The following is a 24,610-nucleotide window of genomic DNA, read 5'->3' as shown; positions in this document are numbered from 1 at the left end:
AGATCGCTCGATTCGGGCAGACAGCGAACCGAAACCGTGTTACACCTGAGTTACGTGTAGTTGTAGTAACTAAGTAAATCCCCGGGAGGCTACGCATGTGCGGAATCACCGGCTGGGTCGCTTACGACTCAGATCTGACCAGTCAGCAGCACACTCTCGACGCCATGACCGCCACCATGGCCTGCCGCGGCCCCGACGACTCGGGCACCTTCGTCCGGCCTCACGCCGCGCTCGGCCACCGCAGGCTCGCGATCATCGACCTGCCCGGCGGCAAGCAGCCGATGAGTTCTCATTCGGTCGCCATGGTCTACAGCGGTGAGGCCTACAACTTCACCGAGCTGCGCGCCGAGCTGGTCAAGCTCGGCCACCGCTTCGAAACCGACAGCGACACCGAAGTCGTGCTGCACGGGTACCTGCAATGGGGCGAGAGCGTCGCCGACCACCTCAACGGCATGTACGCCTTCGCGATCTGGGACGAGCGCGAAGAGAAGCTCGTGATGATCCGCGACCGCATGGGCATCAAGCCGTTCTACTTCTACCCCACCCGCGACGGTGTCCTCTTCGGTTCGGAACCCAAGGCGATCCTCGCGAACCCGTTGGCACGCAAGGTCGTCGACGCCGACGGTCTCCGCGAGCTCGTCTCGATGACCAAGGCCCCGGGCTGGTCACTATGGAAGGGCATGGAGGAAGTCCCGCCCGGCGCGATCGTCACGGTCGACCGCGACGGCATCCGCACCCGCACCTATTGGAAGCTCGACGCCGTCGAGCACACCGACGACCAGGACACCACGGTCGAGCGCGTCCGCGAGCTCATGACCGACATCGTCCACCGCCAGCTGGTCGCCGACGTCCCCCGCTGCGTCCTGCTGTCGGGTGGCCTCGACTCCAGCGCCGTCACCGGCCTCGCCGCCGCCCACCTCGCCTCCCAGGGTGAGCAGCTCCGCACGTTCTCGGTCGATTTCCTCGGCCAGGAAGAGAACTTCCACGCCGACGAAATGCGCGACACCCCGGACTCCCCCTTCGTCCGCGACGTCGCGTCCCTCGTCGGCTCGGCCCACCGCGACATCGTGCTGAACCCGGGCGACCTCACCGACCCGGCCGTCCGCCGCGCGGTCATCACCGCCCGCGACATCCCGGCGGGCCTCGGCGACATGGACACCTCGCTCTATCTGCTCTTCAAGGCCATCCGCGCCGAGTCGACGGTCGCACTCTCCGGCGAGTCGGCCGACGAGGTCTTCGGCGGCTACCGCTGGTTCCACGACCCCGAAGCCCGCAACACCAAGACCTTCCCCTGGCTGGCCTTCCGCAACGCCCTCACCAGCGACCGCGCGGGCCTGCTCAACAAGGACCTCCGCGCCCGCCTCGACCTGCCCACCTACGTCGCCGACCAATACGCGGCCGCGGTCGCCGAGGTCGACCACCTCGACAACGCCACCCCCTTCGAGCAGCAGATGCGCACGATCTGCCACCTGCATTTGACCCGCTTCGTCCGCATGCTCCTCGACCGCAAGGACCGCGCCTCGATGGCCGTCGGCTTGGAAGTCCGCGTGCCGTTCTGCGACCACCGCCTGGTCGAGTACGTCTACAACACGCCTTGGTCGTTGAAGACCTTCGACGGCAGGGAGAAGAGTCTTCTCCGCCACGCCACCAAGCACGTGCTCCCCCAGTCGGTCGTGGACCGGGTGAAAAGCCCGTATCCGTCCACTCAGGACCCGGCGTACGCGGTCGCGTTGCAGCAACAGGTCAAGGAGGTCCTCGCCGAGCCGGATCACCCGGTCTTCGGCCTGATCGACCGCGACTGGGCCCACAACGCCTCCGAGCTGGACGCCCACACGATGCCGAGCGCCGTCCGCACCGGCCTCGACCGGGTCCTCGACCTCTACCACTGGCTGGACATCTACTCCCCCGAGATCCAGCACTGACCTCGTCGGGGTCGTGAGTGTTTAGACCGGTTAGAACCGGCCGGAACACTCACGACCCCTGGGCTCAGCGGCGGACTTCGTCGATGCCGACGGGGCGGCGTTCGCGGCGGGAGATCTCGCAGGCTTCGGCCACGTAGAAGGCTTCGAGGGCGTCGGCCACTCCGCAGGGGCTGGTGGTGCGGCCGGCGACGACGGAGACGAAGGCCTCGAGTTCGCGGGTGTAGGCGGGGCGGAAGCGTTCCATGAAGCCGGGGTAGGCGGGGCCGGCGAGTGCGACCACGCCGGGCTCGACCGAGCGGAGGGGGGCGCGGTCGTCGAGGCCGACTATGACGTTCGAGCGGGAGCCGAGTACTTCGAGGCGGACGTCGTAACCCGCCGCGTTGTAGCGGGTGAGGGAGACGACCGCGAGGGTGTCGTCGTCGAGGACGAGGGTGGCGGCCGCGGTGTCGACGTCGCCCGCGTCGGCGAAGAAGCGCTCGCCGCGGTTGGTGCCGAGCGCGTAGACCTCGGTGACCTCGCGGCCGCTGACCCAGCGGATGATGTCGAAGTCGTGGACGCCGCAGTCGCGGAAGAGCCCGCCCGAGTGCGGGACGTACTCGGCGGGCGGGGGCGCCGGGTCGAGGGTGGTCGCGCGCAGTGTGTGGATCCAGCCGAGGTCGCCGGAGGTGACGGCCCCGCGTGCGGCGGTGTAGCCGGCGTCGAAGCGGCGCTGGAAACCGATCTGCACGGGGACGTCCGAGCCGCTGATGCGGTCGATCACCGCGAGGGTGCCCTCGATGTCGGCGGCGACCGGCTTTTCGCAGAACACCGGGATGCCGGCGTCGACGGCCGCGGTGATCAGCTTGGGGTGGGCGTCGGTGGCCGCGGTGACCACCAGACCGTCCAAACCGGACTGGAAGAGCGCGTCGATGCCGTCGGCGAACTCGACGCCGAGCTTGGCCGAGGCGGCGCGCGCCCGCGCCGAATCGACGTCGGCGACGACGACCGAGGTGACCTCGTCGAAGCCCTTCAGCGTCTCGGCGTGCGAGGTGCCGATCCGGCCGGTGCCTGCAAGTCCCAACCTCATAAGAATCCTCCAGTAGAAAAAGCTCAGCCGTGGGTGGGGAAACCGAGGTCGACGCCGTGCGCCTGCCTCGGCCAGCGCGCGGTGACCGCCTTGCCCCTGGTGTAGAAGTGCACGCCCTCGGCGCCGTGGACGTGGGTGTCCCCGAAGAGGGAGTCCTTCCAGCCGCCGAAGGAGTAGTACGCCATCGGCACCGGGATGGGCACGTTGATGCCGACCATGCCCACGGTGACCCGGCGCTGGAACTCGCGGGCGGCCAGGCCGTCCGCGGTGAAGATGGCCGTGCCGTTGCCGTACGGGTTGGCGTTGACCAGTTCCAGCGCGGCTTCGAAGGAGTCGGCGCGCACGACCGCGAGCACCGGGCCGAAGATCTCGTCGGTGTAGATCGACATCTCGGGGGTCACGCCGTCGAACAGGGTCGGGCCGACCCAGAAACCCTCTTCATGATCCTGCGGCGCGAACCCGCGTCCGTCAACCACCAACCGGGCGCCCGCTTCGACTCCGGCGTCCACATAGGACACGATGCGGTCGCGAGCTGCGCCGGTGACGACCGGGCCCATCTGGGAGGCGGGATCCGTGCCGGGGCCGGTCTTCAGCGCGCGCGTGCGCTCGGCGATCGCCTCGACCAGCTCGTCGGCGGAGTCCCCGACGGCGACGACCACCGAGATCGCCATGCAGCGCTCACCCGCGCTGCCATAGCCCGCCGAGACGGCGGCGTCGGCCGCGCCCGCGATGTCCGCGTCCGGCAGCACGACCATGTGGTTCTTCGCGCCGCCCAAGGCCTGAACCCGTTTGCCCGCGGCGGTTCCGGTGGCGTAAACGTGTTTGGCGATCGGCGTGGAGCCGACGAACGAAGCACCCGCGACGTCGGGGTGGGCGAGCAGCGCGTTGACCGCGGCCGCGTCGCCCTGCAGGACGTTGAGCACGCCCGGCGGCAGACCCGCTTCGGAGAACAGCTCGGCCAGGCGCAGTGAAGCGGACGGGTCACGGTCCGACGGCTTCAGCACGAAGGTGTTGCCGCAGGCGATGGCGATCGGGAACATCCACATCGGCACCATGACCGGGAAGTTGAACGGCGTGATCCCCGCGACCACGCCGAGCGGCTGGCGGATGGAGTACGCGTCGATCCCGCGCGAGACCTGCTCGGAATGCTCACCCTTGAGCAGCTGCGGGATGCCGCAGGCGAACTCGACGACCTCGAGCCCGCGCTGCACCTCGCCCGCGGCGTCGGAGAGCACCTTGCCGTGCTCGGCGGTGATCAGCGCGGCCAGCTCGTCGCGGTGCGCGTCGACGAGCTCGCGGAACTTGAACAGGACGCGCACCCGCGAGGACAGCGAGCCTTCGGCCCAGTCCTGCGAAGCCTTGACCGCGGAAGCGACCGCGGCGTCCACATCGGACTGATCGGCGAGCACGACCTGGCGGGCGACCTCGCCGGTCGCGGGCTGGAAGATGTCGCTGCGGCGGGCGGACACACCGGACGTGCGGGCGCCGTCGATCCAGTGCTGGACGAGTTCGGTCACAGTGCTTCTCCTACGGGGCTGGCAGTGGTCGACCGGACCACCAACGACGGATGCAGCAGATGGCGGACGGGCTCCTCGCGGCCGTCACGCACACGTTCGAGCAGCGCCTCGACGGCGAGCCTGCCCATTTCGGTCCTCGGCTGGTCCACAGTGGTCAGTGAGAGGTGGCGCAGCGCGGCGAGCGAGGTGTTGTCGTAGCCGACCACGGAGATGTCCTCCGGGACCCGCAGGCCCGCCTCCTCCAGCCGGGAAATGGCGCCGACGGCGTTGAAGTCGTTGCCCGCCACCACCGCCGTCGGCCGCTGGGCCAGCATGTACTCGTTGAGCATCTGCTGCATGGCCTTTTCACCGGCGCTGTCGGTGTGCTCACTGCGGATGATCAGCGGCGGCAGGCCGTGCTTGAGCATCGCCGAGCGGAAACCGCGGCGCCGCGCCGCCGCACCGGCCGCGCCCCCGCCGTCGAGGTGCACGATCCTGCGGTGGCCGAGCGCGACGAGATGATCGACCGCCAGCGCGGCGCCCGCCTCACCGTCGTCGTTGACCGTGTCGATCTCCGGGGCGCGGGTCGTGCGCGACACCATCACCACGGGGCACTGCTTGACCGCGTCCTCGATGGCGAACGCGGGCATCACCGGCGACAGGAGGATCACCCCGGCCGGGCGGAAGGAAAGCAGGCTCCGCAACGCGGACCGCTCACGGGCGGGACTGCGGCCGCCCGTGTTGAGGATCAGCTCGAACCCGGCGGCCTGCGCCGCGGCGTCCAGCCCCTCGACCACGTCGGCGAAGAAGGCGTTGCGCAGATCGGAGACCATCACGCCGAGCACGGTCGACGTGCGGCTGGCCAGCGACCTGGCCATCGCGTGCGGGGAATAGCCGAGTTCCTCGGCCGCCTTCAGCACGGCCTCCCTGCGCTGCGGGCTGACCTTCGGTGAATTCCTCATCACCAAGGACACCAGTGCGCGAGAAACTCCCGCACGGGCGGCCACATCCTCCATCGTCGGTCGCGACACCTTCACCTCCCCGATTCGCCCTTGACTTGCCGTGATCGACGTTACAAGATTAGAGCGCTCTAATCAATAGAGCGCTCTAACCGCCGACCGCGAGAGGCACCGATGACAGCGTCGTCCAAGATCCGTATCGCCGCCGCCCCCATTTCCTGGGGGGTGTGCGAAGTACCGGGCTGGGGCCGGGTGCTCGACGCGCCGACCGTGCTGGGCGAAATGGCCGAGCTGGGCGTCAATGCCACCGAACTAGGCCCGCCCGGATACCTGCCGCGCGACCCCGCCGAGTTGCGGGCGCTGCTCGGCGGCTACAAGCTGAGCCTCGTCGGCGGGTTCCTCGCCGTCGTGCTGCATGCCGACCCGGCCGCCGCGCTGGCCCAGGCCGAGGATTCCGCGGCGCTGTTCGCCGCGTGCGGAGCGGAGGTGCTGGTGCTCGCCGCCGCCACCGGGCTCGACGGCTACGACGAACGGCCGCGGCTGAGCGACGCCGAATGGGCCACGCTCGTCGAAACCTCCGCGAAGATCGGCGAAATCGCCGCGAAGCACGGACTCAAGACGGTGCTGCACCCGCATGTCGGCACGCACGTCGAGACCGAGCCGGAGGTCGAGCGGTTCCTCGCCGACTCGGCGCTGCCGCTCTGCCTGGACACCGGGCACCTGCTCATCGGCGGCACCGATCCGGTCGGGCTGGCCAAGCGGTTCCCTGACCGGATCGGGCACATCCACCTCAAGGATGTCCGTGCCGAGATCGCCGAGGAGGTCCGCGCGGGCCGTCTCGGCTACACCGAAGCTGTCGGGCAGGGCATCTATGTCCCGCTCGGCGAAGGGGATGTGGACGTCGAGGCACTGGTGCGCTTCGTCCACGCGGGGGGATACGGAGGCTGGTACGTCCTCGAACAGGACACCGCCCTCGGTGAAGCGAGCCCGGTCGACGGTCCACGCCGTGACACCGAGCGCAGCCTGCAGCACCTGACCGAGATCGCCGACCGACTCTAGGAGAGACAATGAAGTCTTTGACAGCGAAGTCCCTGACAGCGAAGAAATGGATGCTCGGCCTCGCCGCCGGCCTAATCCTCACCGCGTGCAGCGGCCCCACCGCGGACAAGCCCGCCGCGACCGGCGCCGCCGACGCGCCCGGCCAGAGCGGTGACCTGCGCATCGCCGTGATCACCCACGGCAGCGCGGGCGACGCGTTCTGGAACGTCGTCAAGAACGGCTCCGAAGCAGCGGGCAAGCAGCTCGGCGTGAAGGTCGAGTACAACTCGGACGGCGACCCCGGCGCCCAGTCGAAGCTGATCGACAACGCGGTCGCGCAGAAGGTCGGCGGGCTCGTGATCTCGATGGCGAACCCCGAGGCGCTCAAGACCTCGATCGGGAACGCGGTCAAGGCGGGCATCCCGGTCATCACCATCAACTCCGGCGAGGACCGCAGCGCCGAGTTCGGCGCGATCGCCCACGTCGGCCAGAGCGAGGGTCTCGCCGGCCAGGGCGCGGGCCAGCGGCTCAAGGCGGCGGGCAAGACCAAGCTGCTCTGCGTCATCCACGAGGCGGGCAACGTCGGCCAGAACCAGCGCTGCGACGGCGCGAAGCAGTCCTTCGGCAACGTCCAAACGCTGCAGGTCGACATCAACAACCCGACCGACGCGCAGGCCAGGCTCAAGGCCGCGCTGCAGTCGGACCCGTCGATCGACGCGGTGCTCGCGCTGAACTCCCAGGTCGCCGCCGGCGCGGTCACCGCCGCCAAGGGCGCGAACTCGAAGGCGCAGGTCGCCACGTTCGACCTCAACGCCGACGTGGTCGCCGCGATCAAGGACGGCAGCATCCTCTTCGCCGTCGACCAGCAGCAGTACGAGCAGGGCTACCTGCCGATCGTGTTCCTCAAGCTCTACAAGGAGAACGCGAACACCATCGGCGGCGGCAAGCCGGTCCAGACCGGGCCGGGCTTCGTCGACAAGAGCAACGTCGACGCCATCGCGCCCTACGCCCAGCGAGGTACCCGGTAATGGCCGTAGCAGCGCCCGCGCGGGCGGATGAACGTATCGCCAAACCGAGGCTCACCGATCGGCTGATCGTCCGGCCGGAGATCGGCGCGCTGCTCGGCGCCGTGCTCGTCTTCGTGTTCTTCTCCGTGGTCACCGACCAGTTCCTGAGCCCGCTCGGGGTCTCGACCTGGCTCGACGACTCGTCGACGCTCGGCATCATGGGCGTCGCGGTGGCGCTGCTGATGATCGGCGGCGAGTTCGACCTCTCCGCCGGCGTGATGACGGCATCGACCTCGCTGGTCACCGCGATGCTGGCGACGCAGGCTGGCTGGAACGTCTGGCTCGCGCTGCTCGCCTCGCTGGCGTTCGCACTGGCGGTCGGGGCGTTCAACGGCTGGCTGGTGATGAAGACCGGGCTGCCGAGCTTCATCGTCACGCTCGGCACCTTCCTGGCGCTGCAGGGGCTCAACCTCGGCATCACCAGGCTGGTCACCGGCACGGTCCAGGTCTCCGGCATGCGGGCGACCGACGGCTACGAGTCGGCCGGCGCGCTGTTCGCGTCCACTTTGGACATCGGCGGCACGCAGTTCCAGATCTCGATCGTCTGGTGGATCATCGTGGCCGCGGTGGCCGCGTGGGTGCTGGTGCGCACCAAGTTCGGCAACTGGATCTTCGCGGTCGGCGGCTCGCTGCAGAGCTCGCGCGCGGTCGGCGTCCCGGTGGTGCGCACCAAGATCCTGCTGTTCATGACCACGGCCTTCGCGGGCTGGATCGTCGGCTCGATCAACATCCTGCGGTTCGCCAGCGTCCAGGCGAACCAGGGCATCGGCCTGGAACTGCAGTACATCATCGCGGCCGTGGTCGGCGGCTGCCTGCTGACCGGCGGCTTCGGCTCCGCGGTCGGCGCGGCGATCGGCGCGCTGATCTTCGGCATGGCCAGGCAGGGCATCGTGTTCGCCCGCTGGGACAGCGACTGGTTCATGCTCTTCCTCGGCGTGATGCTGCTGGCCGCGGTGCTGGTCAACAACACCTTCCGGCGGCGGGCGGAAAGGGTACGGCGATGAGTCTCATCCAGGTCACCGACATCGGGAAGACGTACGGCAGCGTCATCGCGCTGCGCGATGTGTCCACTGTGGTCAACGCGGGCGAGGTCACCTGCGTGCTCGGCGACAACGGCGCGGGCAAGTCCACGCTGATCAAGATCCTCGCCGGGGTGCATCAGCACGACCGCGGCGAGTTCCTGGTCGAGGGCGAGCCGGTCCGGTTCACCTCCCCGCGCGAGGCGCTCGACCGCGGTATCGCGACCGTGTACCAGGACCTCGCGGTGGTCCCGCTGATGAGTGTCTGGCGGAACTTCTTCCTGGGCTCCGAGCCGACGGTCGGGTTCGGGCCGTTCCGCGCGCTGGACCGCAAGACCGGGCGCGAGACGACCAAGAAGGCGTTGTCCGACATGGGCATCGACCTGCGCGACGTCGAGCAGCCGGTCGGCACGCTCTCCGGTGGTGAGCGGCAGTGTGTGGCGATCGCGCGTGCCGTGCACTTCGGCGCCAAGGTGCTGATCCTCGACGAGCCGACGGCGGCGCTGGGCGTCAAGCAGGCCGGGGTCGTGCTCAAGTACGTGGCGCAGGCCCGCGATCGCGGGCTCGGGGTCGTGCTGATCACGCACAACCCGCACCACGCGTATCCGGTGGCCGACCGGTTCCTGCTGCTCAAGCGGGGCGCGGCGCTCGGTTCGTACGAGAAGTCCGAGATCGACATCAACGAGCTCACCCGGCAGATGGCGGGTGGCGCGGAGCTCGAAGCGCTCGAACACGAACTGCGGCAGGTGGAAACGGGATGAGCGTCGAGGCGCTGGAAGCACTGACGATCGGCCGGGTCGGCGTCGACCTCTACCCCGAGCAGAGCGGGGTGCCGCTGGCCGGCGTCAGCACTTTCGCCAAGTCGCTCGGCGGCACCGCGACCAACGTCGCGGTCGCCGCCGCGCGGCTCGGGCGGCGGACGGCGGTGCTGACCAAGGTCGGGCCCGACGGGTTCGGGGAGTACGTGCGCGAGGCGCTGGCCGGGTTCGGGGTGTCGCCCGAACACGTGGGCACCTCCCCCGGCCTGCAGACGCCCGTGGTGTTCTGCGAGCTGAACCCGCCCGCCGATCCCCCGCTGCTGTTCTACCGCGCGCCGATCGCGCCGGACCTCACGATCACGGACGAGGACGTGCCGTGGGCGGTCGTCGAATCGGTTCCGCTGCTGTGGGTCACCGGCACCGGTGTCTCGGTCGAACCGGCACGCACCACCCAGCGCAAGATCCTCGAGACCCGGGCCCGGCGTGAGCACACCGTGCTGGACCTGGACTACCGGCCGATGTTCTGGCCGGACGTCGAGACGGCGCGCGCGGAGATCGGCTGGATGCTCGACCACGTCACGGTCGCCGTCGGCAACCGCGCCGAGGCCGAGGTCGCGGTCGGCACGGCGGACCCGGACCTGGCCGCCGACCGGATGCTCGAGCGCGGGCTGAAGCTCGCGGTGATCAAGAAGGGCGCCGAGGGCGTGCTGGTCGCGACGCCCGAGGGCCGCTGGACCGTCAAACCACAGCGGGTCGAGGTCGTGTGCGGGCTCGGCGCGGGTGACGGGTTCGGCGGCGCGCTGATCCACGGGCTGCTGTCCGGCTGGGATCCCGTGCGCATCGCCGAGTACGCCAACGCGGCGGGCGCGCTGGTCGCGTCGCGGCTGGCCTGCGCCGACGCGATGCCGGCTGCCGAAGAGATCGAGGAGCTGCTGTGAGCCTGCTGACCGATGAGCGCTGGAACGAGCTGCTCCGGACCCGCGTCACCGATCCTGGCGCGATCAAACGGGCCTACACGCACCGGCGGCGGCGCGAGCTGGTGTCGGACAAGGGAACCCTGTTCCTGGTCGCGGCCGATCACCCGGCGCGTGGCGCGCTCGGGGTCGGCGACGATCCGATGGCCATGGCCGACCGGCGCTCGCTGATCGAGCGGCTGCTGGTCGCGCTCGAAAACCCCGCGGTCGACGGGCTGCTCGGCACCCCGGACGTGGTCGAGGAACTGCTCCTGCTCGACGCGCTGCACGACAAGGTCGTCATCGGCTCGATGAACCGCGGCGGGCTCGCGGGCGCGGACTGGGAGATCGACGACCGGTTCACCGGCTACGACGCCAAGTCGCTGGTCGACTTCCGGCTGGACGGCGGCAAGATGCTGCTGCGGCTGGTCGACTCGGACCCCGGCACCGTGCCGACGCTGCAGGCCTGCGCGCAGGCGGTCTCGGAGCTGGCCGCGCACGAGCTGATGGCGATGGTCGAGCCGCTGCCCTACGACCGTGACACCACCGGGAAACTGGTGCTGCAGAAGGACGCGGAGTCGCTGGCGCGCGCGGTCGCGGTCGCCTCGGGCATCGGCGTGACCTCCGCGCACACCTGGCTGAAGATCCCGGCCCCCGAGGACTCGGCCGTGCTCAACGCGACGACGCTGCCGGTGGTCGTGCTCGGCGGGGTCCCGTCGGCCGATCCCGCCGCCGATCTGGCGTCCTGGGGACGGGCGTTGCGCCACCAGGCCGTGCGTGGCCTCGTGGTGGGCAGGACCCTGCTGTATCCGCCGGATGGGGATGTCGGCGCGGCCGTCGAGGCCGCCGCGAAGATTCTGGAGGCCGCCAAGTGAGCAAGCTGCACCGTCCATTGGGGACACTGAGCGACGGCCAGGACCCGATCCGGCTGACCCCGGACTCGGCGGGCTGGAACTACAGCGGCCTGCGAGTGCTCAAGCTCGAAGCCGGTGAGACACGCGTGCTGCACACCGGCGAGTACGAGGCGTTCGTGCTGCCTCTGGCCGGTTCGTGCGTGGTCAGGGTCGACGGGCAGACCTTCGAGCTGGCCGGTCGCGAGTCGGTGTTCAGCCGGGTCACGGACTTCGCGTACGTGCCGCGCGAAGCCGAGGTCGAACTGTCCACTTCGGACGGCATCGAGGTCGCGCTGCCGATGGCGCGCTGCGTCAACCGGCTGGAGCCCAAATACGGGCCCGCTGAGAACGTGCCGGTCGAGGTGCGCGGCGCCGGCCAGGCGACCAGGCAGGTGACGAACTTCGGCACGCCCGGTGTGTGGGACCACGCGGACAAGCTCAACGCGTGCGAGCTGATCACGCCGGGCGGCAACTGGTCCTCGTACCCACCGCACAAGCACGACGAGGCCACCGAGTGCGAAGTGATCAACGAGGAGATCTACTACTTCCGCGTCGCCGGGCGCGACGGCGTCACACCGTCGCGCGAGGGCTTCGGCCTGCACCGGACGTATACCTCCGACGGTGAGTTCGACGAGGACGTCGCGGTGCGCGACGGCGATGTTTTCCTTATCCCGCGCGGTTATCACGGTCCTTGCGTGGCCGCGCCCGGTTATCCGCTGTACTACTTGAACGTGCTCGCCGGGCCCGCCGCCGAGCGGTCGATGGCGTTCTGCGACGACCCGGCGCACAGCTGGATCCGCGCAAGCTGGCAGGACCAGGAACTCGACCCGCGCTGCCCGGTGACGAGCCACGAAGGACGGGTCTCATGAAGCTGACCACCGCGCAGGCGCTTGTCCGCTGGCTGCTGGCGCAGCGCTCGGAAACGCTCGACGGCCGCGAGGTCCCGCTGTTCCCCGGCGTGTTCGCGATCTTCGGGCACGGCAACGTGCTCGGCCTCGGCACCGCGCTGGAGGAGCACCGCGACGAGATCCCGGTCTGGCGCGGGCACACCGAGCAGGGCATGGCGCTGGCCGCCGTCGGCTACGCGAAGGCGACGCACCGGCGTCAGGTCGGGGTCGTGACCTCGTCGATCGGGCCCGGCGCGCTGAACATGGTGACCGCGGCCGGCGTCGCGCACGCCAACCGGCTGCCGGTGCTCCTGCTGCCGGGCGACACGTTCGCCAGCCGCGCGCCGGATCCGGTGCTGCAGCAGGTCGAGCACTTCGGTGACGCGACGGCGACGGTCAACGACGCGTTCCGCGCGGTCAGCCGCTACTTCGACCGGATCACCAAGCCCGAGCAGCTGCTCTCGACGCTGCCGCAGGTCGCGCGCGTGCTCACCGACCCGGCCGACGCAGGCCCGGTCACGCTCGCCTTGCCGCAGGACGTGCAGGCCGAGACGTACGACTTCCCCGAAGCGCTGTTCGCGCCGGTCACGCACCGGCTGCTGCGGCCGAGGCCGGACCGGCGGTCGCTGACCGCCGCGGCCGCCGCGCTGCGTGCCGCACAGCAGCCGATCCTCGTGCTGGGCGGCGGTGTCCGGTATTCCGGCGCCGGGCGGCGCGCGGTGGAGTTCGCGGAGCGCCACGGGATTCCGGTCACGGAGACGACGGCCGGGCGCACCCTCGTCCGGCACGATCATCCGCTGTTCGCCGGTCCGCTCGGCGTCACCGGGTCGACCTCGGCGAACGTGCTCGCCGCCGAAGCGGACGTGGTGCTCGCCGTCGGGACGCGGCTGCAGGACTTCACCACGGCCTCGTGGACGGTCTTCTCCCCCGACGTCAAGCTCGTCACGCTCAACGCGGCCCGGTTCGACGCGGTGAAGCACGGCGCGCTGGCCGTCGTCGGTGACGCCGGCGCCGGGCTGGCGGAGCTGACCGAGCTGCTGGAGGGCTGGGGTGCCGCGCCGGAGTGGACAGCGCGGGCGGTGGCCGAACGCAGCCGGTGGGACGCGCACATCGACGGGTTGCGCGCGTACGAATCGGGCGTGCCGACGTACGCGCAGGTCGTGGGCGTGGTCAACGAGCTGTCCGAGCCCCGTGACTACGTGATGACCGCGTCCGGCGGCATGCCGGGTGAGCTGCTCGGCGGCTGGCGCGCGACCGGTGAGTCCACAATGGACGTCGAGTACGGGTTCTCGTGCATGGGCTACGAACTCGCGGGGGCGTGGGGCGCGGCCATGGCGCACGACGGGCTCGTCACCACGATGCTGGGCGACGGCTCGTACCTGATGCTCAACTCGGAGCTGTTCTCGGCGGCGTTCGCCGGGCACCCGTTCGTCGCGGTCGTCTGCGACAACGACGGCTACGCGGTGATCGCGCGGCTGCAGGAGGGCCAGGGCGGCAAGCCGTTCAACAACCTGTACGCCGACTGCCGTTCCGGGCACGCGACGCCGCCGCGCGTCGACTTCGCGGCGCACGCGGAGTCGCTGGGCTGCGCGGTTTTCACGGCCTCGAGCCTGGACGACGTCCGCATCGCCTACGCGAAGGCACGCGAGGCCGCCGTCGCCGAGAAGCGGCCCGCGGTCGTGGTGGTCGCGACGCAGCCGAACGCCTGGACCGAGGCCGGGGCCTGGTGGGAAGTCGGGGTGCCCGAGCACCTCGCGGGGCGCCCCGCGTACGACGAGGCCAAGCCGGGACAGCTGAGGTACTTGGGATAAAGCGGGCTTTATCCCGGGTGCTCCTCCCGGGATAAAGCCCGCTTTATCCTTAACCAGGCGAGACCGCGTGGGGCACCAGGAGGAGGGGCGCGCCCGAACCATCGGCTTTCACCGACCAGGTATCGCCACCCAAGCCGTAGAGGACCGACTCCTCCCGCCACAAGGGCTGGTCGTCGACCGACCGCGTTTCCGCGAGCACGGTTTCCCGCAGGGTCGACAGTTCGAGCACGGCTATCCGCCAGCCGTCCCCGAAGCGTTTCTTGAAGGCGATCCGCGTGCCGTCCGGCGAGAGCGACGGGCATTCGACGCCGTCACGCAGCACCTTGGCGCGGAACTTCTTGAAGTCGCCCTCGATCAGGTACGTATGCCCCTTGCTGCCCAAGGTGGCATAGAACCGGTTGCCGTCGTCCGCGAACGTGATGCCCCAGTAGTTGACGTCGTTCGCGTAGTAGCGTTCGCCGTCGAGGAAGACCGCGAGCTGCTCGATCGACTTGATCAGCTTGCTTTGCTGCGTGTCGTAGATCCCGGCGCGCGTGGAGAACCCGGTCTCCGCGTAGGAGTCACCGCTGACGAACAGCGTCCAGTACGCGAACCGGCCGTCCGGCGACACCCGCGCCCGGCTGGGCGTTCCCGGCAGCGTCTCCTTGTGGTGGACGCGCAGGTGCTCGTCGACGATCAGGACGTCGGTTTCGGGCGGCAGCGTACCGGGCTGGACGGCGAGGCACAGCCCGGTACGTTTCGAGAACGCGAACCGGTCGCAGGTCAGGCCGGACAGCTGCCGGGGACCACCGGCCGCGGTCACCGGAACAGCGCCCACCTTGCCGAAACCGGGGCCTTCCGCGGTGTTGCGGAACAGCAGGTTCTCCTGCCCCAGCATCACCTCGCCCTCGGCGACGGGCACCGTGTTCTCGGTGACGCCGCCACTGCCCGTGCGCGCGTAGGCGACATAGCCGACGGCCACCCCGGCCAGCACGAGCACCGCGGCGAGCAGCACGAACAGCTTCTTCTTCACGCACTGACCTCCAGCGGTTTGACGACGGCGGCGACCGCGACCACCGCCACCAGCGCGGCGACCACCACGAGCAGCGCCACGCGCATGTCCCACATCGTCCACAGCAGGCCGAACAGGACCGAGGACGCCATCCTGGCGATCGCCTGGCCGGTCTGGACGAGCGCGAGCCCGCCAGCCCGGATGTTAGCGGGCAGGAGCGGCCCCGCGGCGGCCATCAGGACCCCGTCGGTGGCCGCGTAGAACATCCCGTGCAGCACCAGCGCGAGCACGCCGAGCCACCAGGCCGTCGGTCCACACAGGACGATCAGCGCCACGGCGAGCGCGACATGCCCGCCGAGGAACACCTTCCACCGCCCTGCCCGGTCGGCGAGCCTGCCGAACGGGATCGCCAGCAGCAGGAACACGCCGGCGGTTCCCAGTGGCAGCAACGGGAAGTACACCGAGCCGACGTCCCAGCGCCGCTGGAGCACCAGGTAGACGAACGAGTCGCCGATGGTCACGAGACCCAGGAGTGCCGCCCAGCCACAGACTCGCCGGACCGAGGCCTGGCGCAGGACCGCGAGTGTCTCACGGAGGGATACCCTTTCTCTCTCGACGGGTTTACGGTCACGCACGAACAAACCCAGCAGCAGCACCCCGATGATCGCGATGCAGAAGCTGGCGAAGAAGACCGACGTGTAACTGCCGAGGCTGATCCACAGGACGCCCATCGCGACGAGCGGGCCGAGGAACGCGCCGACCGTGTCCATCGCCCGGTGCACGCCGAACGCGCGGCCGAGCGACGCCGGTTCGCTGCTGAGCGAGATCAGCGCGTCACGCGGGGCCGTGCGCAGTCCCTTGCCGGTGCGATCGGCGGCCAATACCGCGCCGATCGCGCCGACCGAGGACCCGGCCGCCATCAGCCCGAGCTTGCAGACGGCGGAGAGCCCGTACCCGAAGCCCGCCACCGCCTTGAGCCGGTGCCAGCGGTCCGCCGCGTGCCCGCCCAGCAGGCGGACGATCGCGGTGACGCCCGCGTACATGCCGTCGAGCAGCCCGAACTGCAAGGGGTTCAGCCCGAGCCCGACGACCAGGTACAGCGGGAGCACGGCGGTGACCATCTCCGAGGAGATGTCCGTGACCAGGCTGACCATGCCGAGTGCGAGGACGTTGCCCGCCACCCGCCCGGCCACGGGGGTGTCCGTGGCCGGGCGGTCAGTCGTGATGTACATGATCAGTGGCAGGTGTAGGTCGGGCTGCTGTCGAGCACCTTGTTGTCCAGCCCGATCAGCTGGCTGGTGAAGGTGGTGTCCGTCATGCTCAGCTTGAGCACACCGAACGTGCTGAGCAGCTTGGCCGTCGTGGAGTGCGCGGCGTGCAGCGGGTACAGCTTGGCGCCGCCCATGCCGCCGAGGATCTGCACCGGGCCCGCCGCGTTCGCCTTACCGTCGATGCCCTGCGGGATGAACCGCTCGTAGTGGTGGTCGTGCCCGTTGAGCACCAGGTCGACCTTGGCGTTGACCAGGACGTCCCACAGCGCCGCCGCGCCTTCGTTGTCACCGTGGTCGCCGGAGCTGTACCGCGGGTGGTGGTAGTACGCGGCGATGCAGCCCTTGGTGTTGTTCGCCAGGTCGTTCTTGAGCCAGGCCACCTGGGGCGGGTCGGCGGCCGCGTTCAGGCTCTCGGTGACGAAGTCGTTCGAGTCCAGCGAGATGAAGTGCCAGTTGCCCATGTTCCAGCTGTAGTACCGCTTGCCGTCCGGCTTGCCGAGCGTGCCCCAGTACTTGTCGTACCCGGCGAACGCGGGGCTGTCGTAGGTGTCGTGGTTGCCGACCGAGGGGTGGGTGATGCTCTTGAACTTGCCCCAGGTCTTGTCGTAGTAGCTGGTGTAGTCCGAGTAGTGCGCGTCGTCGTACTGGTTGTCACCCATGGTGATCACGGCGGCGGGGTTCATGCCCTGCACGAGAGCCGCGGTCTTGGGGTGGATACAGGACGAGGAGCTGGCGGTGCACTGCTCGGCGATGTCACCGGCCGCGGCGAGCACGAAGCCGCCGCCGCCACCGCCCGCCGGGGTCGTCACCGCGAGCGCGGAGCTGACTCCCGAGAGGTTGCCCGCGCCGTCACGGGCGCGGACCGTGTACGAGTACGCGGTCTCCGGGGCGACCGTGGTGTCGGTGTACGACGGGGTGGCCGAGCTGCCGATCACCGTGCCGCCGCGCAGGATGTCGTAGCCGTCGACGGCCACGTTGTCGGTGGAGGCCGTCCAGCTCAGCGCCACGCTGGAGGCGGCGACCGTGTCCGCCTTCAGCCCGGTCGGCGTGCTCGGCGGCTGCGTGTCACCGGTGGTGTCGGTGACGCCGTACACCTGGAGCTCCCAGAGGGAGTAGCCATAGCTCGTGCCGCGGGCGGTGCCGACGACGCGGACGTACCGGCCTCGGCCGTTCAGCCCAGTACGATCGTCGATTCCGCCGTCACCCGTGTCGTTCTGGTCCACTGTGGTCCAGGTGGTGCCGTCGGCCGACAGCTCGATGCGGTACTTCTTGGCGTAGGCGACTTCCCAGTTCAGCTTCACCCGGTGCACGGTGGCGGACTGGCCGAGGTCGACCCTGATCCACTGCGGGTCGGAGCCTTCCGCGCTGGCCCAGCGGGTGCTGGTGCTGCCATCCACGGCGTATTTCCCCGCGTACGAGGAACTTTCCTGGCTGGAGGTGGCGGTGATCTTGCCTTGGGACAGCAGGATGTCGGCGGCGGCCGAGGTCGCTGTCATGGTCATGGGCAGTAGCACTGCCGCTGGTATGAGCACGGCTAAGGCTCTTTTGATGGTCACTTCGGGAGCTCCTCTTGGCCGGACGGCTGGCAGGGAGAGAAGTACGGTGTACAACAGGTAAACAGTAAAGAAAGTTTCTTAACTAACAAGTCCCGCGACTGTAGCCCGTCCCTTTTTGGCCTAGCAAGACCATCCCCTGGATGTCGTAACCCAGTAGTTATGCGAAAGCCCCCTCCGCTGCGCGGCACGCAACAGAGGGGGCTTCACTTGCGCCGATCTATGTCAGCGACGCGGGCACGACGTGCACCGTCCCGTGCAACGTATCCGGTACCAGCAAAGAGTTTGCTCGCTCATCGAGCAGGAAATCGGCGGTCGTGCTACGGCCTACGCCCGACAGCAGCACTTGGACGTTCTCGCCGTCGCGATCCATCTTCCAGACCATGCCGTTGTCGAAGCTCGACACATAAATCGAGCCGTCGCGGGCCTGCGCGACACCGTCCGCGCCGCGGAATCCGGTGGCGATGATCTTTTTGCGGTCGTTTTCAAGATCGCTTTCGACAACGTTGCCATAGAACATGTCGACCATGAGCAGCCGTCCCGGCTTCCGGCTCGCCGTGACCCCGTTCAGGACGAGCGTCTTGCGAGAGGGCTTGACCACCTCGGTGATCTTGCCTTCCAACGGGATCCGGTAGATCCGCGCGAACGACGGGATGGCCGCGCCCTCCGGGCTGTCGACCGGCCAGAGGTAGCCGTTCGGATCGCGCATGAAACCGCGGCCGCCCATTTCACTGACGTACACCGCGCCGCCGCCCGCCTCCGCGGACACATCATTGAGGAACTCGATGGCCTTCGGGAAAGACGCGGGAGTGGCGAGCACCTTTTTCACGCCGTTTTTGTCGATCGTCCACACGGTCGTGGTATCGGCGACGACAAGATACTTCCCGGTGAACGCGATACCGCGCGGATTGTCGAGTCCGGTGGCGAAGGGCGCGACGGCTCCGGTCTTCGGATCGAGCGTGCGCACCTCGCCGTCGTTCTTGCCTAGCTCGGGCGCGCCCTGGATGGTCACGAAAACCTTGCCGTCAAAGCCTTTCGTGACGCTCTCGGGCCGGGTCCCGACGGTGAAGGTGACCTCGGACGGCGCGGCGACGGCCGGAGTGGTGACCGTCAGCGCCGCCACGGAGGCGAGCAGGACGGCACGAGAAAACCAGGGATGTGCGGGCATGGCAGCAGGTTCGCACGCCGGATATCCGGCCCGCCAGAAGGAAAGGCGAAGTTCGGCGTTTCAGCCCATAAAATGTGTCAATGACCGAGAAGCTCATTGATTTCGCGCACCGCTGAACGGCCCGCGCGATTCGCGCCGACCGTGCTCGCCGAAGGCCCGTAGCCGACCAAATGCAGCCGGGGCTCGGCGACGACGCGGGTGCCGTCCATCTTGATCCCGCCACCCGGTTCGCGGATCCGCAGCGGCGCGAGGTGGTCGATCGCGGCGCGGAACCCGGTCGCCCACAGGATGATGTCGGCCGCCTGCTCGGTGCCGTCCGGCCAGACGATGCCGCGCGGGGTGATCCGCTCGAACATCGGCTTGCGATCGAGGATGCCGTCGGCCTGCGCCTGGCGGACCTCGGGGGTGAGCGCCAAGTCGGTCACGCTGACCACGCTGGCGGGCGGCTTGCCCGCGCGCACCGCGCGTTCCACCTTCGCGACGGCCTCGCGGCCCCAGTCCTCGGAGAACGGGGTGGACCGGAAGACCGGCGGCCGCCGGGTCACCCAGGTCGTGCCGCGGGCGACGGTCGCGATCTCCATCAGCAGCTGGATCGCCGAGGTCCCGCCGCCGACGACCACCACGCGCTTGCCGCGGAACTCCCCCACGCCGGTGTAGTCGGCGGTGTGCAGCTGCCGCCCGGCGAAGGTCTCCTGCCCCGGATAGTGCGGCCAGAACGGGCGGTCCCAGGTGCCGGTCGCGCTGATCACCGCGCGCGCCGACCAGGACTCGGCGGCACTGGTGACCACGAGCCGGTCGTCCGCGCGGCTCACCGAGAGCACGTCGACCGGCCGTTGCACCGGCAGGTCGTAGGTGTGCTCGAAGCGGTCGAAGTACTCCGAAACGACTTCGGACGCGGGCCTGCTCTGATCCGGCGTGCCCAGCGCCATCCCCGGCAGGTCGTAGAGCCCGTGCACCTTGCCGAGCACGAGCGAGGGCCAGCGGTACTGCCACGCGCCGCCCGCGCGTTTGCCGTGGTCGAGCACGACGAAACCGCTGCCGTTCCGGAACCCGGTCCGGCGCAGGTGATAGGCGGCCGAAAGCCCCGCCTGTCCGGCTCCGATCACGACTACGTCGGTCTCGTGGTCCGCGCTCATATCGGGTTCAACGGGAGCGCCCACCGGATATTTCGCGGTTTTGGTCACACGCTAGCGGCGAAGCAGCTTCCTGATCAGCAGGAAGGCCACGAGCGCCGCGGCCGCGGCGAGCAGCGGACGCGCCCGTTTGGCCATCGAGTCGCCCGCCAGCTCGACGAGGTCGATCGCCTCGGTCTCGGGAATCGGCGGCACGCTGCGCAGCTGCGGGCGTTCGGGCTCGGGCTCCTCCTCGGCTTCCGGCGTGCCCAGCTTCTCGGCCAGCTTCACGGCGAACTGGTCCAGTATCTTGCCGCCGACCTCGCTGATCAGGCCGCGCCCGAACTGCGCGGGCTTGCCGGTGACGGAAAGCTCGGTCGCGACCGCGCCGTGGGTGCCGCCGTCGCGCTCGGTGAGCGTGAGGGTGACCGTGGCCGACGCCGTGCCCGCGCCGCGCGCGTCCTTGCCCGATGCCTTGATGACGACCTTCTTCGCGGCCGCGTCCTTCTCGAGGAATTCGCCGGCGCCCTTGTAGAGCAGGGAGATCGGCCCGAGCTTGACCTTCACCGTGCCGCTGAACGTGTCGCCCTCGACCTTGGTGACCGTGGCGCCAGGCATGCAGGGCGCCACGTACTCGGGGTCGATCACGGCCTTCCAGACATCCTCGATGCCTGCGGGGACGGTGAATTCGTGGTCGAGCCGCACGGGCCGACCTCCCTTCTGCTTACGTGCCGATCGCCGAGGCCAGTGCCCGGCCGGTGAGGACGCGAGCGAGCTGCTGCCGGTATTCGGCGTCGGCGTTGCCGTCGACGGGCGGGCTGGTGCCCTCGGCCGCGTGCGCGGCGGCCGCCGTGATCGCTTCGGCCGTGGCGGGCTGCCCCACCAGGGCCTGTTCGACCCCGGTGGCGCGCACCGGCGTCGAACCCATGTTCGTCAGCGCGACACTGGCCTCGGTGATCGTGGCCCCGTCGGTGCGCACCGCGGCCGCGACGGCGACCATCGACCAGGCCTGCGCGACGCGGTTGAACTTCTCGTAGTGCGCGTACCACCCGGTGTGCTTCGGCACCCGCACCTCGACCAGTATCTCGTTCTCCGCAAGCGCGGTGGTGAACAAGTCCTGGAAGAACTCCGCGGCCGGCACGCTCCGGCGCCCGTCCGGACCGGCGATGACCAGCTCACAGTCCAGTGCGAGCACCGGCGCCGGCAGGTCGCCAGCCGGGTCGGCGTGCGCGAGCGAGCCGCCGAAGGTGCCGCGGTGGCGGACCTGCGGATCGGCCACGGTGTCGGTGGCGCGGGCCAGCAGCGCGGCGTGCTCGGCGATCAGGTGATCGCGTTGCACGTCGTAGTGCGTGGTCATGGCGCCGATGACGAGCGCGTCGCCGTCCTCTCGGACGCCGCGCAGGTCGGCGATCTTGCCGAGGTCGACCAGCACGGTCGGCGTGGCGAGCCGCATGCGGAGCACGGGCAGCAGGCTCTGCCCGCCAGCGATCACCTTGGCGTCCTCGCCCGCCTCGGTGAGCGCGCGGACCGCTTCGTCCACTGTGGAGGGTGCGACGTAGTCGAAACTCGCGGGGATCACTTCGCACCTCCGGATGCGTCGATCGAGCCGAGCCCGCCACCGGCTTCGGAGCCGATGTCACCGGCGTCCTTCGTCCCGTGCTGGATGGCGTGCCACACGCGCATCGGTGTCATCGGCATCTCGATGTCGGTGACACCGAGGTGGCGTACCGCGTCGACGACCGCGTTGACCACGGCGGGTGTGGACGCGATCGTGCCCGCCTCGCCGACTCCCTTGGCGCCCAAGGGGTTCGTGGTCGACGGGGTCTCCGTGCGGTCGGTGGTGAACGAGGGCAGATCGGCCGCGGACGGCAGCAGGTAGTCCGCGAACGTGCCCGTGGTCAGCGTGCCGCTCTCGTCGAACACCGCCTCCTCGAACAGGGCCTGCGCGATGCCCTGCGCGAGCCCGCCGTGCACCTGGCCCTCGACGATCAGCGGGTTGACGGCCACGCCGACGTCGTCGACGCAGACGTAGCTGCGCAAGGTGATCCGGCCCGTCTCGGTGTCCACTTCGGCCGCGCAGAGGTGCGTGCCGTGCGGGAACGAGAAGTTCTCCGGGTCGAAGGTGGCCTCGGAGTCCAAACTGGGCTCGAAGCCGTCGGGCAGGTTGTGCGAGCTGAACACCGCGAACGCGATGTCCTGAATGGACGTCGCCTTGTCGGTGCCCTTGACCCCGAAGCTGCCGCCGCTGAATTCCAGGTCGTCCTCCGCGCACTCCATCAGGTGCGCGGCGACCGTCTTCGCCTTGGCGATCACCTTCTCGGCGGCCTTGATCACGGCGATCCCGCCGACGACCAGCGAGCGCGAGCCGTAGGTGTCCATGCCCTTGTGCGAGGACTGCGTGTCGCCGTGCAGGATCTCGACGTCCTCGAACGGCACGCCCAGCTGGTCGGCGACGATCTGGCTCCACGCCGTCTCGTGCCCCTGGCCGTGCGCGGAGGCGCCGGTGACGACCTCGACCTTGCCGGTCGGCAGTATCCGGATCGCCGCGTGCTCCCAGCCGCCCGCGCCGTAGTCCAGCGAGCCGAGCACGCGGGACGGGGCGAGGCCGCACATCTCGGTGAACGTCGAGATCCCGATGCCGAGCTGGATCGGGTCGCCGCTCGCGCGCCGCTCCGCCTGCTCGCGGCGCAGGCCGTCGTAGTCGAAGAGCTGCTTGGCCTTCTCGGTCGCGGCCTCGTAGTTGCCGGAGTCGTAGGTCAGCCCGCACACCGTGGTGAACGGGAACTCCTCGTGCTTGATCCAGTTCTTCTCGCGCAGTTCCAGCGGGTCCATGCCGAGTTCGGCAGCCAGCTCGTCCATGATCCGCTCGACGGCGAACGTCGCCTCCGGGCGGCCGGCGCCGCGGTAGGCGTCGGTGAGCGTGGTGTTGGTGAACACGTTGGTGCAGGCGAAGTGATACGCCGGGAACTTGTAGATCGCGTTGAACATGAACGCGCCGAGGATCGGCACCCCCGGCCCGACGAGGCCGAGGTAGGCGCCCATGTCGGCCTTGAGGTCGGCCTTCAGCCCGAGCACCGTGCCGTCGCGCTTGGCGGTGATGGTGATGTCCTGGATCTGGTCGCGGCCGTGGTGCGCGGTGAGCAGGCTCTCCGAGCGCGTTTCGTTCCACTTCACCGGTTTGCCGAGCTTCTGCGCGACGACCAGCGCCATCGTCTCCTCGGGCAGGACGGCGATCTTGCCGCCGAACCCGCCGCCGACGTCGGGGGCGATCACCCGGAGCTTGTGCTCGGGGATGCCGAGGGTCAGCGCGGCCATGGTCTTGAGGATGTGCGGGATCTGCGTCGCCGACCACATGGTGATCTGCGTGCCGGTCGGGTCGACCACGCAGGCGCGCGGCTCCATGAACGCGGGCACCAGCCGCTGCTGGCGGAAGCGCCGGGTCACCGTGACTTCGGCGTCGCCCGCGGTCTCGGCGAAACTCGCGCCGGTGCCCGCCTCGCCGGAGTCGAACACCCACACCGCGCTGGTGTTGGTGCCGAGTTCCTCGTGCACCAGCGTCGCGTCCTCGGCGAGCGCGGTCTCCAGGCCGAGCACGACGGGCAGTTCCTCGTACTCGACGTCGATGTACTCGAGCGCGTCATGGGCCTCGGCCGCGGTGCGCGCGGCGACGACCGCGACGCCTTCGCCGGCGAAGTTCACCTGGGTGGCGGCGAGCATCGGGCGGCGCGGCGACTTCATGTCCGGCGTGATCGGCCACGCGCACGGCATGCCGACCTCGCTCGCGGGGTCCAGATCGGTGGCCGTGTAGACGGCTACGACACCGGCGGCCTGTTTCGCCGCGGAGGTGTCGATGCTGACGATCTTGGCGTGCGCGTACGGGCTGCGCAGCACGGCGAGGTGCAGCATGCCGGGCAACGTCATGTTGTCCGTCCACCGGGTCCTGCCGGTGATGAGCCGCTCGTCTTCCTTGCGGCGCCGGGACTTTCCTACCTCCGGCTCGACGGTGGCGGTCATCATTCGCCCCCGATGCCCACGTGCGAGGCGCTTTCCTGCGAGGACATCCGCTCGGCCTCCGGCCCGGCGCCGGGGCGCATGTGATGCGCGGCGTCGCGGACCGCGCGCACGATGTTCTGGTAGCCCGTGCAGCGGCAGAGGTTGCCTTCCAAGCCTTCCCTGACGGCCTTTTCGTCCGGATCGGGGTTGTCGGCCAGCAAATCGATCGACTGCATGATCATGCCCGGCGTGCAGAAACCGCACTGCAACGCGTGATTGTCGTGGAACGCCTGCTGCACCGGATGCAGTTTGCCGTCACGGGCGAGGCCCTCGATGGTGGTGATCTCACAGCCGTCGGCCTGGACCGCGAGCACCGAGCAGGATTTGACGCTGTGCCCGTCCAGGTGGACGGTGCAGGCGCCGCAGTTGCTGGTGTCGCAGCCCACCACGGTGCCTACCTTGCCGAGCCGTTCACGCAGATGGTGCACGAGTAGCGTGCGCGGTTCGACCTCGTCGCTGTACTTGGTTCCGTCCACGGTGACGGTGATGCGCATTGCGGTCTCCAGTGGTGGGAGCAGGTGTGATCGGACTCACTTTCGAGCGTGCTACTTCCCGTTCCGCGGTACAACCCCCAGCCTCCGCGAGTGCCTCGG

21 protein-coding genes are annotated in these 24,610 nt (G+C 69.4%); 9 read left to right on the top strand and 12 right to left on the bottom strand.

Annotated elements, in window-relative coordinates; genetic code table 11:
- Positions 1 to 95: 95 nt before the first annotated feature.
- Positions 96 to 1,922 carry an asparagine synthase (glutamine-hydrolyzing) gene (asnB, locus tag BLV57_RS35970; RefSeq protein WP_091297256.1) on the top strand — a complete coding sequence of 609 codons (1,827 nt, stop codon included), beginning with the start codon at positions 96 to 98 and terminating at the stop codon, positions 1,920 to 1,922.
- 64 nt (positions 1,923 to 1,986) lie between these two features.
- On the opposite strand, the gene BLV57_RS35965 is transcribed toward asnB, so the two are convergent.
- From BLV57_RS35965 to BLV57_RS35955, 3 genes are read right to left on the bottom strand one after another with little or no spacing between them, the layout of a single operon-like run.
- Positions 1,987 to 2,988: a Gfo/Idh/MocA family protein gene (locus BLV57_RS35965; protein WP_091297253.1), complete on the bottom strand. Its 1,002-nt coding sequence runs from the start codon at positions 2,986 to 2,988 to the stop codon at positions 1,987 to 1,989.
- Positions 2,989 to 3,011: 23 nt separating this feature from the next.
- Positions 3,012 to 4,505: a CoA-acylating methylmalonate-semialdehyde dehydrogenase gene (locus BLV57_RS35960; RefSeq protein WP_091297250.1), complete on the bottom strand. Its 1,494-nt coding sequence runs from the start codon at positions 4,503 to 4,505 to the stop codon at positions 3,012 to 3,014.
- Positions 4,502 to 5,500: a LacI family DNA-binding transcriptional regulator gene (locus BLV57_RS35955; RefSeq protein WP_425426071.1), complete on the bottom strand. Its 999-nt coding sequence runs from the start codon at positions 5,498 to 5,500 to the stop codon at positions 4,502 to 4,504. Before BLV57_RS35955 ends, BLV57_RS35960 begins: the two co-directional genes overlap by 4 nt.
- A gap of 117 nt (positions 5,501 to 5,617) precedes the next feature.
- Here BLV57_RS35955 and BLV57_RS35950 point away from each other — a divergent pair, with 117 nt between their 5' ends.
- From BLV57_RS35950 to iolD, 8 genes are read left to right on the top strand one after another with little or no spacing between them, the layout of a single operon-like run.
- The gene (locus BLV57_RS35950) at positions 5,618 to 6,502 is read left to right on the top strand and encodes a TIM barrel protein (RefSeq protein WP_091297247.1); all 885 of its coding nucleotides are present in this window, start codon (positions 5,618 to 5,620) and stop codon (positions 6,500 to 6,502) included.
- Positions 6,503 to 6,510: 8 nt separating this feature from the next.
- Entirely contained in the window at positions 6,511 to 7,509 is a 999-nt protein-coding gene (locus tag BLV57_RS35945; RefSeq protein ID WP_245757653.1) for a sugar ABC transporter substrate-binding protein, read from the top strand.
- Positions 7,509 to 8,552, top strand: a complete 1,044-nt coding sequence (locus BLV57_RS35940) for an ABC transporter permease (protein ID WP_091297245.1) — start codon at positions 7,509 to 7,511, stop codon at positions 8,550 to 8,552. The genes BLV57_RS35945 and BLV57_RS35940 overlap by 1 nt, the downstream gene beginning before the upstream one ends.
- Positions 8,549 to 9,328, top strand: a complete 780-nt coding sequence (locus BLV57_RS35935; protein WP_091297242.1) for an ATP-binding cassette domain-containing protein — start codon at positions 8,549 to 8,551, stop codon at positions 9,326 to 9,328. Before BLV57_RS35940 ends, BLV57_RS35935 begins: the two co-directional genes overlap by 4 nt.
- Complete coding sequence (iolC, locus tag BLV57_RS35930; protein ID WP_091297239.1) at positions 9,325 to 10,263, top strand: 5-dehydro-2-deoxygluconokinase; 939 nt, start codon at positions 9,325 to 9,327, stop codon at positions 10,261 to 10,263. Before BLV57_RS35935 ends, iolC begins: the two co-directional genes overlap by 4 nt.
- A gap of 2 nt (positions 10,264 to 10,265) precedes the next feature.
- On the top strand, positions 10,266 to 11,153 hold the full coding sequence (locus tag BLV57_RS35925) for a Cgl0159 family (beta/alpha)8-fold protein (RefSeq protein ID WP_176968970.1): 888 nt from the start codon (positions 10,266 to 10,268) through the stop codon (positions 11,151 to 11,153).
- Positions 11,150 to 12,040 carry a 5-deoxy-glucuronate isomerase gene (iolB, locus tag BLV57_RS35920; protein ID WP_091297235.1) on the top strand — a complete coding sequence of 297 codons (891 nt, stop codon included), beginning with the start codon at positions 11,150 to 11,152 and terminating at the stop codon, positions 12,038 to 12,040. The genes BLV57_RS35925 and iolB overlap by 4 nt, the downstream gene beginning before the upstream one ends.
- A complete protein-coding gene (gene iolD, locus BLV57_RS35915) occupies positions 12,037 to 13,869 on the top strand; it encodes a 3D-(3,5/4)-trihydroxycyclohexane-1,2-dione acylhydrolase (decyclizing) (protein ID WP_176968957.1) in 1,833 nt (610 codons plus the stop codon). The genes iolB and iolD overlap by 4 nt, the downstream gene beginning before the upstream one ends.
- Before the next feature lie 49 nt (positions 13,870 to 13,918).
- On the opposite strand, the gene BLV57_RS35910 is transcribed toward iolD, so the two are convergent.
- The 9 genes from BLV57_RS35910 to BLV57_RS35870 form a co-directional block, all read right to left on the bottom strand.
- Complete coding sequence (locus BLV57_RS35910; protein ID WP_091297233.1) at positions 13,919 to 14,881, bottom strand: TolB-like translocation protein; 963 nt, start codon at positions 14,879 to 14,881, stop codon at positions 13,919 to 13,921.
- Positions 14,878 to 16,092, bottom strand: a complete 1,215-nt coding sequence (locus BLV57_RS35905) for an MFS transporter (protein WP_091297231.1) — start codon at positions 16,090 to 16,092, stop codon at positions 14,878 to 14,880. The genes BLV57_RS35910 and BLV57_RS35905 overlap by 4 nt, the downstream gene beginning before the upstream one ends.
- Positions 16,093 to 16,094: 2 nt before the next feature.
- Positions 16,095 to 17,633 (bottom strand): discoidin domain-containing protein, encoded by a 1,539-nt coding sequence (locus BLV57_RS35900; RefSeq protein WP_091297229.1) that lies wholly within the window; start codon positions 17,631 to 17,633, stop codon positions 16,095 to 16,097.
- A 271-nt stretch (positions 17,634 to 17,904) separates the two neighbouring features.
- Positions 17,905 to 18,807, bottom strand: a complete 903-nt coding sequence (locus tag BLV57_RS35895; protein ID WP_176968956.1) for an SMP-30/gluconolactonase/LRE family protein — start codon at positions 18,805 to 18,807, stop codon at positions 17,905 to 17,907.
- A gap of 122 nt (positions 18,808 to 18,929) precedes the next feature.
- Entirely contained in the window at positions 18,930 to 19,988 is a 1,059-nt protein-coding gene (locus BLV57_RS35890; RefSeq protein WP_091297224.1) for an NAD(P)-binding domain-containing protein, read from the bottom strand.
- 51 nt (positions 19,989 to 20,039) lie between these two features.
- Complete coding sequence (locus BLV57_RS35885) at positions 20,040 to 20,669, bottom strand: SRPBCC family protein (protein WP_091297220.1); 630 nt, start codon at positions 20,667 to 20,669, stop codon at positions 20,040 to 20,042.
- 19 nt (positions 20,670 to 20,688) lie between these two features.
- Complete coding sequence (locus tag BLV57_RS35880; RefSeq protein WP_091297217.1) at positions 20,689 to 21,543, bottom strand: FAD binding domain-containing protein; 855 nt, start codon at positions 21,541 to 21,543, stop codon at positions 20,689 to 20,691.
- Entirely contained in the window at positions 21,540 to 23,978 is a 2,439-nt protein-coding gene (locus tag BLV57_RS35875; protein ID WP_091297215.1) for a xanthine dehydrogenase family protein molybdopterin-binding subunit, read from the bottom strand. Before BLV57_RS35875 ends, BLV57_RS35880 begins: the two co-directional genes overlap by 4 nt.
- Positions 23,978 to 24,511, bottom strand: coding sequence for a (2Fe-2S)-binding protein (locus BLV57_RS35870; protein WP_091297212.1), 534 nt, complete (start codon positions 24,509 to 24,511; stop codon positions 23,978 to 23,980). The genes BLV57_RS35875 and BLV57_RS35870 overlap by 1 nt, the downstream gene beginning before the upstream one ends.
- Positions 24,512 to 24,610 lie beyond the last annotated feature (99 nt).

It is taken from the genome of Amycolatopsis xylanica (assembly GCF_900107045.1).
GTDB classification, from domain to species: Bacteria; Actinomycetota; Actinomycetes; order Mycobacteriales; family Pseudonocardiaceae; genus Amycolatopsis; species Amycolatopsis xylanica.
Note: the sequence above shows the minus strand (reverse complement) of the source record. Positions and strands in the feature narration are given on the sequence as shown.

Excerpts from the sequence above, each read along its gene's own strand:
- asnB (WP_091297256.1), top strand. The coding sequence starts at position 96 with ATGTGCGGAATCACCGGCTGGGTCGCTTACGACTCAGATCTGACCAGT.
- BLV57_RS35965 (WP_091297253.1), bottom strand. The coding sequence starts at position 2,988 with ATGAGGTTGGGACTTGCAGGCACCGGCCGGATCGGCACCTCGCACGCC.
- BLV57_RS35955 (WP_425426071.1), bottom strand. The coding sequence starts at position 5,500 with ATGGAGGATGTGGCCGCCCGTGCGGGAGTTTCTCGCGCACTGGTGTCC.
- BLV57_RS35950 (WP_091297247.1), top strand. The coding sequence starts at position 5,618 with ATGACAGCGTCGTCCAAGATCCGTATCGCCGCCGCCCCCATTTCCTGG.
- BLV57_RS35945 (WP_245757653.1), top strand. The coding sequence starts at position 6,511 with ATGAAGTCTTTGACAGCGAAGTCCCTGACAGCGAAGAAATGGATGCTC.
- BLV57_RS35940 (WP_091297245.1), top strand. The coding sequence starts at position 7,509 with ATGGCCGTAGCAGCGCCCGCGCGGGCGGATGAACGTATCGCCAAACCG.
- BLV57_RS35935 (WP_091297242.1), top strand. The coding sequence starts at position 8,549 with ATGAGTCTCATCCAGGTCACCGACATCGGGAAGACGTACGGCAGCGTC.
- iolC (WP_091297239.1), top strand. The coding sequence starts at position 9,325 with ATGAGCGTCGAGGCGCTGGAAGCACTGACGATCGGCCGGGTCGGCGTC.
- iolD (WP_176968957.1), top strand. The coding sequence starts at position 12,037 with ATGAAGCTGACCACCGCGCAGGCGCTTGTCCGCTGGCTGCTGGCGCAG.
- BLV57_RS35905 (WP_091297231.1), bottom strand. The coding sequence starts at position 16,092 with ATGTACATCACGACTGACCGCCCGGCCACGGACACCCCCGTGGCCGGG.
- BLV57_RS35900 (WP_091297229.1), bottom strand. The coding sequence starts at position 17,633 with ATGACCATGACAGCGACCTCGGCCGCCGCCGACATCCTGCTGTCCCAA.
- BLV57_RS35890 (WP_091297224.1), bottom strand. The coding sequence starts at position 19,988 with ATGAGCGCGGACCACGAGACCGACGTAGTCGTGATCGGAGCCGGACAG.
- BLV57_RS35875 (WP_091297215.1), bottom strand. The coding sequence starts at position 23,978 with ATGACCGCCACCGTCGAGCCGGAGGTAGGAAAGTCCCGGCGCCGCAAG.
- BLV57_RS35870 (WP_091297212.1), bottom strand. The coding sequence starts at position 24,511 with ATGCGCATCACCGTCACCGTGGACGGAACCAAGTACAGCGACGAGGTC.